This window comes from Citrobacter sp. Cpo069, assembly GCF_030332785.1.
Lineage (GTDB): Bacteria > Pseudomonadota > Gammaproteobacteria > Enterobacterales > Enterobacteriaceae > Citrobacter > Citrobacter portucalensis.
Window position 1 is genome coordinate 1 of the sequence record NZ_JAOWHD010000022.1, and the last position, 13,388, is coordinate 13,388.

A 13,388-nucleotide genomic window follows, 5' to 3' on the forward strand; every position below is an offset into this window, starting at 1 on the left:
GGCACTGTTGCAAAGTTAGCGATGAGGCAGCCTTTTGTCTTATTCAAAGGCCTTACATTTCAAAAACTCTGCTTACCAGGCGCATTTCGCCCAGGGGATCACCATAATAAAATGCTGAGGCCTGGCCTTTGCGTAGTGCACGCATCACCTCAATACCTTTGATGGTGGCGTAAGCCGTCTTCATGGATTTAAATCCCAGCGTGGCGCCGATTATCCGTTTCAGTTTGCCATGATCGCATTCAATCACGTTGTTCCGGTACTTAATCTGTCGGTGTTCAACGTCAGACGGGCACCGGCCTTCGCGTTTGAGCAGAGCAAGCGCGCGACCATAGGCGGGCGCTTTATCCGTGTTGATGAATCGCGGGATCTGCCACTTCTTCACGTTGTTGAGGATTTTACCCAGAAACCGGTATGCAGCTTTGCTGTTACGACGGGAGGAGAGATAAAAATCGACAGTGCGGCCCCGGCTGTCGACGGCCCGGTACAGATACGCCCAGCGGCCATTGACCTTCACGTAGGTTTCATCCATGTGCCACGGGCAAAGATCGGAAGGGTTACGCCAGTACCAGCGCAGCCGTTTTTCCATTTCAGGCGCATAACGCTGAACCCAGCGGTAAATCGTGGAGTGATCGACATTCACTCCGCGTTCAGCCAGCATCTCCTGCAGCTCACGGTAACTGATGCCGTATTTGCAGTACCAGCGTACGGCCCACAGAATGATGTCACGCTGAAAATGCCGGCCTTTGAATGGGTTCATGTGCAGCTCCATCAGCAAAAGGGGATGATAAGTTTATCACCACCGACTATTTGCAACAGTGCCCTATCGCGGTCTGTGGTTATCAGAAGCTGCATAAACCGGTTATTTAGTCCGTTACGCGAAAATTATTGAGGATCCGGGCTGTTAAACTGTTCTTCCTCTTTCGCTTCCGGAGAAAAGGGGAGGTGTCACCCTGCGGCCGGGTAGTGAAAGGGATTTGACGTAATTCAGGCGAAGGGCGAACAAGACCGCAAAGGACGCCCGGGCGACCGGATACCTGCCGGGTTGTGCGAAGTAAAAACCGGAAGCAGTGATAACACAAACAGGCCCCTACAGCGTAAGGATTGTGATGGACGATAAAGAGCAATTTACGAATCTTGTGGCAAAGCATGCCTCCGGACTCACCGAAGAGCAGCTGGCCGGTTACGATGCCTGTTCCCTGGATGGTGAATGCGTCACGCCTTCATACGAGGTTTTCCGGGGGTATCGTACCCGCCATACCCTGGATGAATTTCTGGAGATGGCCATATCGCTGAATGCCATCCACCCGGATGAATATTTAACGGATATGCTGCTTAAGCCTCATGAGGTGATCGGCGCTCTGGCCGATGAAGGCGACCAGCTGAACAACGCCACCCCGGTTTATTTCTTCCCGGATACCGGCGTCTATGCAGCGGCCGTCAGTGAAACCCGGGTGCTCGATGCCTGGCTTTGCTGGCCATGCTACCCGGCGAACTGGTAACGCGGCCGTTGGAATTGCACCGGCAGGATACGAATTTAACCGACCCCGTGGCGGGAAGGTTATCACAATTGCATGTCCTCATCCCTCAAGCCCCCTGCCAGGCCCTAACGTGCTGTCAGGCTTCGCCTGATTCCCGATCTGCGCCGGTACTTCAGCCGATAACTTTTTGTTTTCTTTTTATTTTCTCCCCATTTCCTCAAAGTTCGCGGGCGGCGTGGACAGGGCACCATTGCCGCATGTGGGGTCTTAATAAGGGCAGGGTGGTCAGGTTTGCTCGATGCCGGGGGTAGGCCCTACCCTTTATGGGATGAGGACATGCAATTCACTAAATTAATCGACAGCACCGGTGGTGACTTATCTGTAACGGGTCAGTTTTGATACGGGGAATGTTTCAGGGTTAAGATCTGGAATCATAAAAATATACGCTCCCGTTCAGGACATACGACTTGAAATGGATAATGCCATTAAAGGAATTCCAGCCTTTCGTCGATAACAGTTTCTGACCATCGCCATAACCATGTCATGGAGGAGACTAACCGTGTTTCAGAGGTGAGCTGGTGCCTGGCAAAACATACAAACTCAAATATCAGGAAGCGAGTTTAGTTGTTTATAACATGCAGCCGTGTAACTGATTAGGTACCGGCAAAAGGAGGAAATAATGTTTGAAAACTACGTTTGTAAAATCTATGTAAGCAATGATCCTCATTTTAGTAGCCATCTCGAAGCAACTGCGTTTGGTTTCGATAATGGTCAGCAGCAAAAGATTCTCACCGCAGCCCATGTTGTTACCAATGCTCTTGGAAAAATTTATCCCGTCAGCAATACACTTAAACTTTACGTCAAATTTCTTAACCATCAAGGACTGGTGAACGAAGAGCCTGTTCTAGTCGATTTCATTCTCAATGAGGCTAATGACAGGGCAGACTTTAAAGACGGCATTCCGTTTGTTGACAGTGCAGAAATCGTATTACCAGCTGGAATACAACAGCCTGTAAGTAGTTACTTTAAGGTCCTGGCTCCCGCAGCTGGCATGGGTACATTGGGTGTCGGATATCCAATGAATGAGACAACAATTTCGACATTCCCTGGTGAAGTTTCAGGCATTTGGCCTTTAAATTGCTCAAATCATTCTCCCCAACATCTCACAACTCGCTTTGTAATAGCACATTTCAACACCGATGGTTGCTCTGGTGGACCCTATGTCGTCTCCGAGAATGACGAGCATTTTGTCATTGGAAGTCTGGTTGGAATAATGTCTGGAACCTGCCCAGATTCAAATCCACACATGTCTGTTCAGTCCGCTACTGATTTTTAGCAAAGTCAGTTCCAAAATGACGCTGGCACGATAGTTATTTTGGGTCTGCCCGATATGGCGTCTGCCCTTACTAACAGCAACAGCATTGAAACTGACAAACATGAACTCGAAAGTGCCACAATAGTAAGTCATGATTTCTTCATCACTTTTATGGTGCTCTTTTTCACCTATCACACAGCAAGTTATGAATACGAGGCCTGTAATGGACGCTACCGAAACTGAAGAGCTCGAAAAAATTCGCAAGAAGGCAATGGATGAAGTTACAAGTGCTCTTCAGGCGCTTGAAAATAAGTTCCCGGGTATTACTGAGGGCGCAGCAGCTTTGGCGGGGTCAGGCGTAGGCGCAGCGGCTTCCTTCGGTGCTCTCTATACGCTTGGTACAACGGGAGTGTCAGCAGCAGGCATAACCTCCGGGCTCGCTACAGCAGGGTCTATCGTCGGTGGCGGTATGGTTGCAGGCATTGCGGTATTGGCCGCACCTGTAGCTGTGTTAGGGATTGGCGGGTACGCGATAGTGAAACACAAAAAAAATGCGAAACTGACAGCCGCCCTTAGTCAGGCCATCCAAAAGCTCTACGAAGTTCAGGAAAGGTTGATGTCGAATGCGGAATATTTTAAGGCAGAAATTGCTGGCATCAAGGCAACAATCGACATGCTTACTAAGAAAGCTCCAAAAGGTAGCCTGGTCGCGGTGAGGTAAACACATGAGTCAGTCTCCTTATGATGATGAGTTCAGGGCCATCCGTTATATTCAGCTCCGTGGTCAGGATATCGCGAACGCTCACGAGACAATTAACAGTGATATAGAGAGCCTTAAGGCACAGTTGACCGGGCTAATCAGCGGCACTGAACTTGATGAAGCGGAGCATCTGGCGCTTAAAGAACATCATCTGCGAGAAATGACCCCTTCAGATACTGCCATGCATTCTACTGGTCTCAAGACTATATATAGCGAGGCTAACCAGCGTGTATGCGGTGATATTGGACTGGCCACAATACTCTCCACGGATGACTTGGCTGTTGTAGATGCCCGGATCCAGAATCATATTAAAGAATTTAATGATCGCTACGCACTCGACGCCTGGGATTATGCTATTGCCTGCGGATGCGGGCTCATAGCATCCATGCTGGATTTACTTTGCGTCAGAGCCCCGCCAAAACCTACGGTGAGCTTTACGGCAGAAGTGGATGGTATTTTCAATAAACAGGTGCAGAAAGCCTTCAATGCCATTTTGCCGGAGGACCTGAGTACAAAACTCTCAGATTTGTTCCCTATAGGGGCACCAGACAGTTCGATCAGCAGCGATTTAGTGGGTGCGGCCGGTGGCGTTTTGTCTCCCACAAATCACCGCTTAAGAGCTTTGTCACACGATCCCGTACTGGGCATTATTTTCGGTATAAAGGATATGCTGAACGGGACCTGTACGGTGGTTCAGAATGGACAGATCGTGGTTTATCCTTCCAGTAAAGGCGTTACAGACGAAACCAATATTTTCAGGCTCATCGCCAGAATGTTTGGACACCTGGCATCGGATGTTAATGCCCCCTCAGCAAAAGGAAACCGTGGCATGGGGTTACCGGCTCCTTTTATGGGGCTACTTCGTATGCTTGAGGGGATCCCTGTGGGGAGTTCTAACTTCGGCAAACAAATAGAGTACATGTATGTCAACGGGTATGACTTTCGTCAGTTTATCGTGACAAGTATTCCGATGAGCATAATGGAAGTTTTGATGCGGGTTTTCTATGTGGCGAAACAGGTATCGCTGGGAAAAGGAGCTTTTGGGGAGACCTTACTGGATACCATGCCGTTGCGGCTAAATCCACGCTTCCGGATGATGCTTGCCCTGGGTTATGGAACTTCCAGTGCTGTTAACGCAGGTAAAATGTATATCACCGGCAATATTCTCAATGCGAATTACGCCTCCTGGATGGGGTTGGCCTGGAATGGTTTTCACTCACTCAAGTGGTCCCTTTATCAGCGACACTTAAAGCTTTGGGCCGGTATTGAAAAGGCAGAACTGGAACGGCTTCAGAACAATATAGACAGCATCGAGGCATTGACCATCAGAGCAGGAAACTTGCCAGTCAAGTAACATTCACCGGAGCACCTCCGGAACCCCATAGCCCACCAGCTGCTAAAAATGTCTGCCTTTGCTTTTAATACTCTCTCTGCCTCCTCCCCGAGGCAGAGAGTAGCTCGTAGTTATTTATACAGCTCACAACAGGGCCATAAGATACTCCGCTTCTCGTTTACCGATGATCCTGATCTGTCAGCTCTCTTACCGGATGCTGTACGAGCGTAACGGCTTATTATTGATAGTTCTCTCATATCAAACCTCATAAAGATTTATGCTGCCACTTAGTAACAGCCTAAAGGTTGTACTCTCTATTTAACAGCTTTTAGGCTGTTAATTTGATATTACAGCTTTTAGGGTGTATGTTTAGAAAACAGCGTACAAGGTGTATCAGAGGAACTACTGAGGCCAGCTTATGATCAATAATGATTACCCGTTAAACACGCTCAACCAGTTGCGTCCCTTGCTCATTGGTTTTCGCAAGGCGAATGGCCTGACGCAAAAAGACCTGTCCGAAAGGTTAGGGGTCACTCAACAGACATACTCACGTCTGGAAGCCAACCCTGCCAGTGCGAGCATTGAACGGCTATTCAAGGTGTTTTCTATCCTGGGCGTAAAAATCAGCTTCTCCTCGACAACCGCCTCTTCAGAGGGGAAGCAGACGGAAGAAATGCTTAAATCAAACTCACCTGCACGACAGGAGAAATGGTAACGATATGAGCCGGAAACAGCAGCGTCTGGCAATCTGGATGAACGGAATCAAAGTCGGATACTGGGAAAAAAGTAAAGGGGTAGACAGCTTACAATACCTTCCTGACTGGAGTGCAGACGAACAGGGAAGGCCGCTGTCATTGTCCCTTCCTTTTACTCCCGGGAACCAGGTCTGGCGTGGAAATGTGGTACGTGACTATTTTGATAATTTACTCCCGGACAGCGAAGGCATACGCAGACGTCTGGCAATGCGTTACAAGGCCGATAGCCTGGAGCCTTTTGATCTTCTGACGGAGCTGGGAAAAGACTGCGTGGGCGCGATACAGCTGCTTCATGACGGAGATGAACCCACAGATTTATATTCCGTGAAGTATCACCCGCTTACTGAATCAGAAATTGCGGCAACTTTGCGTAATACCACGGAGACATTGCTACCGGGCAGGCCAGAAGATAACGACGACTTACGTTTATCTATTGCCGGTGCTCAGGAGAAAACAGCCCTACTGTGGCATGAAGATCGGTGGTGTATGCCGGAGGGTAATACACCAACGACGCATATATTCAAGCTACCGCTCGGACTTGTGGGGAACATGAAAGCCGACATGCGCTCGTCGGTTGAAAATGAATGGCTCTGCTCGGTACTTCTCGAACAGTACGGGCTCCCCGTGGCAAGAACGCAGATTGCTCACTTTGAAGATCAGAAAGCGCTGGTGGTAGAACGTTTTGACCGAAAATGGTCAGGAAACGGACAATGGATCATTCGTTTACCCCAGGAGGATATGTGTCAGGCCCTGGGCATTTCGCCATTACGAAAATATCAGGCGGACGGCGGGCCAGGTATATCGGAAATTATGGAAGTTCTGAGTAATTCAGACCGTGCTGAGCGTGACAAAGCGCAGTTTTTTATGACGCAGATAGTTTTCTGGATGATGGCCGCAACAGATGGCCACGCTAAAAATTTCAGTATTTCTATTGGGCCACAGGGACGTTATCACCTTACACCACTCTATGATGTGTTGTCGGCATGGCCGGTGATCGGTCATGGGAACAATCAGATATCCTGGCAGAAGTGCAAACTGGCGATGGCCGTACGTGGCAGTAGCAACTATTACCAGATATATCGAATACAACGACGCCACTGGATCAGGCATGGTGAGATAACCGGCCTGAGTAAACAGCAGACAGAGGCGATGATAGAGGAAATCATCGCCAGAACCCCGGGTGTCATTGAACGTGTTAGCGGGCTTCTTCCGGACCAGTTCCCCCAGCAGCTTGCGGAAAGTATTTTTGATGGAATGAGGCAGCAATGCAGGCGCCTGGCTGAGAAATGACAGCCGCAATTTATAGTGTGCATGTTTTCAGAATAGCTGATGTAAGCGTGAGGATTCAGTATGACTGAAGAACAAAAAAGAATAGAGCGGGCTATTGAGTTGGCTTGTCGTTACGGCGGAACCGATGAAATGCATCATCTGCAATGGGTCGTGGATCAGATGGTAAGAGAACTTGCTGGAGAACGTTATGCACAGATTGTAGCAGATGCCACCAGCGGAGAAGATGGGCCTGATACTTACAAATGGAGTGTTGGGATCGCGCCTTAGCATCTGTCAGTCTGGGGATGAAAACGTACTTAACATCCAGCGAATTCCCAGACTTCACATTAAGACTAGAGTAACGGCCGCAATCACGTGAGAGAAAAAAATGGCAATTTTAGCAATCATTGCAGTTATCGCCCTGGGTGGGTACGCCTGCGGGTTTATTAAAGCCCGTGAGCTGAGCGCTTTGCGTAAAGAAATGAAACTATACGTGGATCGCATGGAAGCGGCGGAGCTGGACTTACACGCAATCAGAAGTGTAGCGGAGCACCGGTTGCACGGTGCAGGTAAACAGTTTGCCGACCTTTACAGCCGTATCGACGGTGCAACTGTGACGCTGACACCCGAAGATCAGCTGTTACTGGCAACGATGCCATTTAATATTCAGGATGTAGAAGACATCGTAAACGAGCGCGGTCCAAAGACAATTAGCGGCCGTCCATTCTGGGAAGTTGAGCCAGGCCCGCATGACTATGAATATGGCCCGCAATATCCGTATTTCCCAGACCAGCGCTAGGAAGAGATCAAGATGAGAGAGCCAAGACCCCGCCATACCTTGCAGGTCATTCGAGTGCCTTCTCTGGAGGTTCAGGATCTGGGGCTGACCAGCTTTGATAGCTGGCTTGACGAGAACGGTTATGACAAAACGAATGCCAGAAATAACCGTACCATCTGGGCGAGAGAAGGCGGATGGCATCTGAAACGTTGCAGAAATCTGGAAACTGGCACGGACGATTTCTGGTTTATCGCTTTCGATGGTAAAGGCGGAAAGATATACCCGCTGAAAACCCAAAGAGACTACCGGGCTGCATATCGTAAGCTGGAAGCAGAAGGTTATGCACCTGCGGTCATCGAGCAAATGACCACAGGCGCAGCATATAACCTGGCCTATCCACGTTCCACCCTAAAACAAGCTGAGACGGCCACCAGCGAACCAAAGCGGAAACCTGACGTAGATATCCAGGGTGAGCACTGCGAGCGCGTAGTGACGCAACGTAGTGGCGTGGCACAGGGTAAATTTAAAGCTCTGCTCATCGAGAATTTCGCGGGCCGTTGTGCGGTAACCGGTTGGGTTAATGGCGGTGTCCTGGATGCGGCACACATTGAACATGGAACCCGGTACAATCCGTCTAATGGCATCCTGATGACTCCAACAATGCATGCTCTGTTTGATGCCGATCTTATGGGCATAGATCCGGCCACCCTGACCGTTCATTTTAAGCCAGGCATTGAGCTGGGCGAGCTGTTTGAAGGCCGTAAAATCACACCGCTGGTGTACGATCTGGACTTAGAGCGGCTGGCCGTACGCTGGGCAGGATACCAGGGCCTGGCTCATGAACAATGATGGGTTACAGCCGGGATGTGTGAAAACCCGTCAGTGAAACCTGCATGCGCCATACCTTTAAATTTAAACTCAAGAGCCAGGCTCAAGATAAAACCGAAATGAAAAGGTAAAATCCGGTGCACCAGATCTCTTAGGTTTAATACCTGAGCCGGTATACTGGCAGGCGCAGGCATGTGGGTATTATCCAGTCCATACATCTCCACACAGTGTTAACCGCAACATTTAAAGTTCAATAAGGACGGTTTCAATTTTATGTATAAAACAGCATTAGTGATGATTATCGGGATCCTCGGATGCAGTAAAGCATTTGCAGCCACTGAATTACAGCTCCAGCAAAAACGCGTTATGCAGTTCTGTGCCAACGCCAGTCTTCCATTGTTAGTTGCGGGTACAACGTACGCGAATACGTCTGACAACGGGCGACCAGAAAAAGAAAGATTGGCAATCCTGAAAAATTCAGTTGCAAGCTCGACAGCTTATAAAATGGCATCTCCCGGAGTTCAGATTGCCATGATGAGCGTGGTGGAAGATATTGCCGATCCGAAAGAATTAGCTCTACATCAAAAAGAAGTTAGACGTCTTGGGGCTAGTTATCTTTCCGACAGCGGTGTTTCATGGGCTTCAAAAACTGTTTCACCATTTACAGCCTGGTGTAACTTTAACCGTTTAGAAAGTTAAGGCTGGCAAGGCGGTTCCTGTTCAGGAAAGTTACTTTCCGTGCGGGGACCGTAAGATACAGATAAAGCTTAAGGCCTTTGAATTTCTGGAAAGCATTTGAAAATTTCATTGCGCTTGTCTGATATGAAACAGCCCCTGCATTTCTGCAAAGGCTGAAAGAGTGTGTACGGACTTTGGAAGGAGTGATGATATACGCCTGAGCCATCCCATCACCGCAGACAGGGTAATTAACCCTGACTAAAGCTTTCACCTATTCCGTCGCTCGCAAGCGGCTTTCGCACACTAACGAAGGTATGGCCTTTCGTCGGTGTTAAATTTTTCAAACTTTGCTTACTTTGTCAAGGAAGGTGACCGCAGTAGTAGGCACAACTACTTTAATCTGTATGAATAATAAGGTAGAACCGGCCAGTGAATGAATGCTTTCCCTGAAATCAGGCGGACAACCTTCAGGAATATTGATAGCAAGACTGAATCTCTCGCTGCGGCGATAAACATTTCGCCATAACCCTGAACGAGAGTGGTTCATCCATCATATACAGGAGCGTTACATGCGCAAATTTAAGTACATAATCTGTCACCAGTGCGAAGGCCACGGGACCATGGAAAACCCGGCCTTTGAAAATGGATTCACCCAATCAGAAATGGCTGAGTGGGAGCCAGAAATGCGTGAAAAGTATTTTGCCGGAGCATTTGATGTTCGCTGTGACGTTTGTGCCGGTGACGGTAAGCTCAGCGTACCAAACGTAGCGGCTATGTCTTTTTCAGAACGACGGGTTCTGGCAGCACGGCGGCGTGATGAGCGTCTTCAGGCTGCTGATGAACGGCTGTCCCGCCAGGAACGAGCAATGGGGTACTGAGGTGTTACAGCAAAGATGAAAATGACGAAGCCAAAACCGGTAAGCCGGATGAAAAGACCGTTTATTAGTGAGCTTGCAGAGCTGGGTTTATCGGGTGAAATTCTTTCAATTCGAACTGACGGCATGCAGGGGACGCTCATACCCGATCTTACCGCAGGGGTGAGTGAAGCAGGCCGTGTGAAAACCGGCAACTGGGTAATCTCTGACAAGAGAACCTTCGACCATGTCGTTCTGTGTGTTGAAAGACAAGATGAGAACCATGATGTGTACGTAGGTAAATTCATCCAGTTACATGTAGCCGCTAATAAGAGCCTTAAGATCGTCGAAATGGGCGATGTGAAACTGGTGGCCATAACCAGCTCGATTCCTACCACTTTTAATGGTGGGATAAAGAGATACAAAGGGGTTACGTATGTGTCACTTTCCCAAACAGCTCAAACCACTATCGACTTCCCGAAGCGTATCTACAAAGAGGGCCAGGAATGTACTTCTGTCACCAGTCCTGACCAAGGTCCTTTCGCCCGGGATGTTAGGTTGAATTGCTACGGGCGATGTGTTGTCACCGGCGTAAGGTCCCCCTGGCGTACTGAGGCCGCGCACTTAACGCCACGTCATGAAGAAGGCATTCCCGACGTAACGAACGGAATTTTACTTCGCCGTGATATCCATACACTGTTCGACAATGACCATTGCGCCATAAACCCTGACACTATGAAAATTTACTTCAGCCGGGAGGCCCGGGAGTTGGATGATGATCTCCTGAAATGGCATGGGAATGAGATAGAGACGACACGCATGCAGGTTCCGGTTAACATCGAAAACCTTCGGATACGATGGCAAAAATTTAAGGCTAAGGATCGTCAGCGTAAATAAAGCCATAAGCTGAACCACGGCGAGGATTAGTCTTGTTCACTAAATGACAGCGAGAGATTAAATGCAAACCCAAAAAGATATTACAGTTGGCCAGATCTGGGAAGAAGTGGATCCAAGACTGATCCGGAAAGTGCGAGTTGTTGAGGTGGCCTCGTTAGAAGGGCCCAAAGGCATCCTAATCGAAAACGTGGAGTCTGGTCGTAAGAACTGGGCGTCGTCATCCCGCTTTAATGGAAAGCGTGGAGGGTATCGTCTTATTTCCTGAAGGTTTTGCCAATATGGGAAACTGAAGAGGTTGAAACCATCCCGGTGAGGGAGCATATCTGGTAAAGAAGAGTCTTTAAAAAGGTTTTACGCGACCTGGGATAATAAACGGGAAAACGATACCCAAAAAAAGAATACAGCGATGATAACGATAAGGAATGGTAAGGGCTTCAATATTTTGAGAAATGACCTGGCTTCCTTTGCATCTGCATTTCTAATCAAACTGTCCACATAGGGATCACAGCTCTTAGGTTCTGAATTTTTCATATGTTCTGTACCTGAAATTGATTCCGTATGAGAAAAGGCCACCGAAGTGGCCTCTATCAAAACTGGTGGCAAAAGTTAGATCAGGAAATCATCAAGACTTTTACCGGCTGCAATTTGTTCTGCCAGAGCTTTGGGGGTACGGCCCTGTCCAGTCCACGTTTTTGTTTCGCCATTTTCATCAGTAAATGAGTATTTGGCCGGGCGTGGTTCACGGCTTTTCTTGGTAGCCGTAGATTTGGCCTGGAATGAGCCAAGCAGCTCTTCCGGGTTGATACCATCTTCTTCCATTAACTTACGCAGGGCGTCAAGTTTCTCCTGACGAGCTTGCAGTTCGGCAGCTTTGGATGATTCTTCCTGACGACGCTCATCAACAATGACATTAAGCTTTTCGAGGATTTCCTCAAGTACTTCTAAAGGCAGCTCGCGGCCCTGGGCGCGAAGAGTACGAATATTGTTTAACGATTTGAGTGCTTCAGACATACGACCTCACTTTCTAATTCTTTGATAAGGATTTACTTAATCATAATACACTCTATAAGGAAAAAGATGCCAGCTTTATGTCTTCAGGTACAAAGATATCTTGCTAAGAATACTCCTTATCTTCCTTGTGCAGACTGTTTCGTGCTTTCGATGTTGTTCATGAGTCTTAAAATCTGCTCACTGTTTAGGGTACTCATGCTGTAAATCATCAAGAAGGAAGCGCAGAACAACATAAGCAATCGGAAAAGGAAACCATGCCAGTGACAGGCCATATATGGCGGAGATAAACATAGGGTAATTTAACTCACTTACAAAATTCGCTTCATTGTATTGTTGAATCGAAATGGCAGAAGCAAAAATTATAATTAAAGTAAGAAAAATCCACTCTAGCCATCTCTTTTTATAACAAGCATAAGCGAAAGCTGTAGGGTAAAAAATAAAGCAAAAAATTCCAGCTGCAATTACGTTCATAAAAGTAACTTTCCTGATAGCGCAGTTATTTTTCGAATGCAGCATCATGAACAACTGCCATAACATTGATGATTGGCTTTCTTTTTCTGAAGAACCTTCCGCGCGGCAAAGTTTCTCCCGCTTTGAGACGATAAAGCCAGAAAACATAAGCCGGAGGAACATTGCTGTCAAAAATATCTGAACAAGTTTGAACTGTGATGCCTACTGTATTGTCTTTCCTCATCTCTTTAAAAGTGCCTTGCAATGCAGCGGATAACGTCATTTTTAAGAAACCTTTTTCTGTTTGAACGGATAGACTTGACTTAGCTGGCTTGACTGTAATGTTTGCCACTAAAGATCCCTCGTTCTGAGGATGCAGGCACTACAAAGTTACCGTCAGGTCTAATCATACGAGTTTGGATGAAATTTTTGCCGGATTTGTTTTTTTCAACCTGGTGCTCGATCTTCCATTCTTCTTTGACGGGACCGGATGACAAATGAACTAGAACCGGTACTTTTTTACGTGTTCTATCCAGAACAATACAATTTGATTTATCCGTATCAACGCTTCCCTGAAGAGTATTCAAAGAGCAATTATCATATCCCTCAACCGGAACTGCATTACCTTGGATATCAATTTTGAATCCTCCAGCTATTACAATTTCGGGTGCATTATCATTTAAAGTCTCGTCATAGGCAGCATCAACTACATCGCAAGCAGTAAGAGTAAGTGACGATGCCACAGCAAGACACAATAAAGAAAATCTGTTTTTGAGCATATTTGAGACCTTTTATAAAAATAAAATAACAGGAGAATTGTATCATTAACAGTCTAGTTCTAACGACTACCACTTTTAAGTATGTATTGAGCCAGTTTTATATTCAGGCACACCATATTGCACTCTAGGGAAGGTGCGAATAAGCAGGTCATTTCTTCCCAAGCTGACTCGCTGATTAAAATTTCGCGGATCTGGGCCGATTT

At 47.5% G+C, this 13,388-nt stretch carries 17 protein-coding genes; 12 read left to right on the forward strand and 5 right to left on the reverse strand.

From position 1 onward, the window contains the following. Positions 1-52 precede the first annotated feature (52 nt). The gene (locus OGY08_RS00340; protein WP_001067855.1) at positions 53-757 is read right to left on the reverse strand and encodes an IS6-like element IS26 family transposase; all 705 of its coding nucleotides are present in this window, start codon (positions 755-757) and stop codon (positions 53-55) included. Positions 758-1,067: 310 nt separating this feature from the next. Here OGY08_RS00340 and OGY08_RS00345 point away from each other — a divergent pair, with 310 nt between their 5' ends. The 12 genes from OGY08_RS00345 (at position 1,068) to OGY08_RS00400 (ending at position 10,945) form a co-directional block, all read left to right on the forward strand. Further along, entirely contained in the window at positions 1,068-1,499 is a 432-nt protein-coding gene (locus OGY08_RS00345) for a hypothetical protein (RefSeq protein ID WP_011152969.1), read from the forward strand. 658 nt (positions 1,500-2,157) lie between these two features. Then, the gene (locus tag OGY08_RS00350) at positions 2,158-2,814 is read left to right on the forward strand and encodes a trypsin-like serine protease (RefSeq protein WP_000462754.1); all 657 of its coding nucleotides are present in this window, start codon (positions 2,158-2,160) and stop codon (positions 2,812-2,814) included. Positions 2,815-3,016: 202 nt separating this feature from the next. After that, positions 3,017-3,514: a membrane protein gene (locus OGY08_RS00355; protein WP_000340139.1), complete on the forward strand. Its 498-nt coding sequence runs from the start codon at positions 3,017-3,019 to the stop codon at positions 3,512-3,514. A gap of 4 nt (positions 3,515-3,518) precedes the next feature. Beyond that, positions 3,519-4,907 carry a hypothetical protein gene (locus OGY08_RS00360; protein WP_000083579.1) on the forward strand — a complete coding sequence of 463 codons (1,389 nt, stop codon included), beginning with the start codon at positions 3,519-3,521 and terminating at the stop codon, positions 4,905-4,907. A gap of 400 nt (positions 4,908-5,307) precedes the next feature. After that, entirely contained in the window at positions 5,308-5,601 is a 294-nt protein-coding gene (locus OGY08_RS00365) for a helix-turn-helix transcriptional regulator (protein WP_012477377.1), read from the forward strand. 4 nt (positions 5,602-5,605) lie between these two features. Beyond that, complete coding sequence (locus OGY08_RS00370) at positions 5,606-6,931, forward strand: type II toxin-antitoxin system HipA family toxin (protein ID WP_000088044.1); 1,326 nt, start codon at positions 5,606-5,608, stop codon at positions 6,929-6,931. 60 nt (positions 6,932-6,991) lie between these two features. Then, positions 6,992-7,198, forward strand: coding sequence for a hypothetical protein (locus tag OGY08_RS00375; protein WP_000134171.1), 207 nt, complete (start codon positions 6,992-6,994; stop codon positions 7,196-7,198). Positions 7,199-7,298: 100 nt separating this feature from the next. Beyond that, entirely contained in the window at positions 7,299-7,709 is a 411-nt protein-coding gene (locus OGY08_RS00380) for a hypothetical protein (RefSeq protein ID WP_000985909.1), read from the forward strand. Positions 7,710-7,721: 12 nt separating this feature from the next. After that, positions 7,722-8,537 (forward strand): HNH endonuclease signature motif containing protein, encoded by an 816-nt coding sequence (locus tag OGY08_RS00385; protein ID WP_001641519.1) that lies wholly within the window; start codon positions 7,722-7,724, stop codon positions 8,535-8,537. Between the two features lie 252 nt (positions 8,538-8,789). Further along, complete coding sequence (locus OGY08_RS00390) at positions 8,790-9,215, forward strand: hypothetical protein (RefSeq protein WP_000278471.1); 426 nt, start codon at positions 8,790-8,792, stop codon at positions 9,213-9,215. Between the two features lie 548 nt (positions 9,216-9,763). Further along, positions 9,764-10,072 carry a hypothetical protein gene (locus OGY08_RS00395; RefSeq protein WP_001224686.1) on the forward strand — a complete coding sequence of 103 codons (309 nt, stop codon included), beginning with the start codon at positions 9,764-9,766 and terminating at the stop codon, positions 10,070-10,072. Between the two features lie 15 nt (positions 10,073-10,087). After that, positions 10,088-10,945: an HNH endonuclease signature motif containing protein gene (locus tag OGY08_RS00400; protein WP_000784387.1), complete on the forward strand. Its 858-nt coding sequence runs from the start codon at positions 10,088-10,090 to the stop codon at positions 10,943-10,945. Positions 10,946-11,551: 606 nt separating this feature from the next. On the opposite strand, the gene OGY08_RS00405 is transcribed toward OGY08_RS00400, so the two are convergent. The 4 genes from OGY08_RS00405 to OGY08_RS00420 form a co-directional block, all read right to left on the reverse strand. Further along, positions 11,552-11,956, reverse strand: coding sequence for an H-NS family histone-like protein (locus OGY08_RS00405; RefSeq protein ID WP_001287391.1), 405 nt, complete (start codon positions 11,954-11,956; stop codon positions 11,552-11,554). A gap of 177 nt (positions 11,957-12,133) precedes the next feature. After that, positions 12,134-12,427, reverse strand: a complete 294-nt coding sequence (locus OGY08_RS00410; RefSeq protein WP_001100635.1) for a hypothetical protein — start codon at positions 12,425-12,427, stop codon at positions 12,134-12,136. Positions 12,428-12,452: 25 nt separating this feature from the next. Beyond that, positions 12,453-12,758, reverse strand: coding sequence for a hypothetical protein (locus OGY08_RS00415; RefSeq protein ID WP_223152485.1), 306 nt, complete (start codon positions 12,756-12,758; stop codon positions 12,453-12,455). Next, complete coding sequence (locus OGY08_RS00420; protein ID WP_039189667.1) at positions 12,730-13,185, reverse strand: hypothetical protein; 456 nt, start codon at positions 13,183-13,185, stop codon at positions 12,730-12,732. Before OGY08_RS00420 ends, OGY08_RS00415 begins: the two co-directional genes overlap by 29 nt. Between the last annotated feature and the right edge of the window lie 203 nt (positions 13,186-13,388).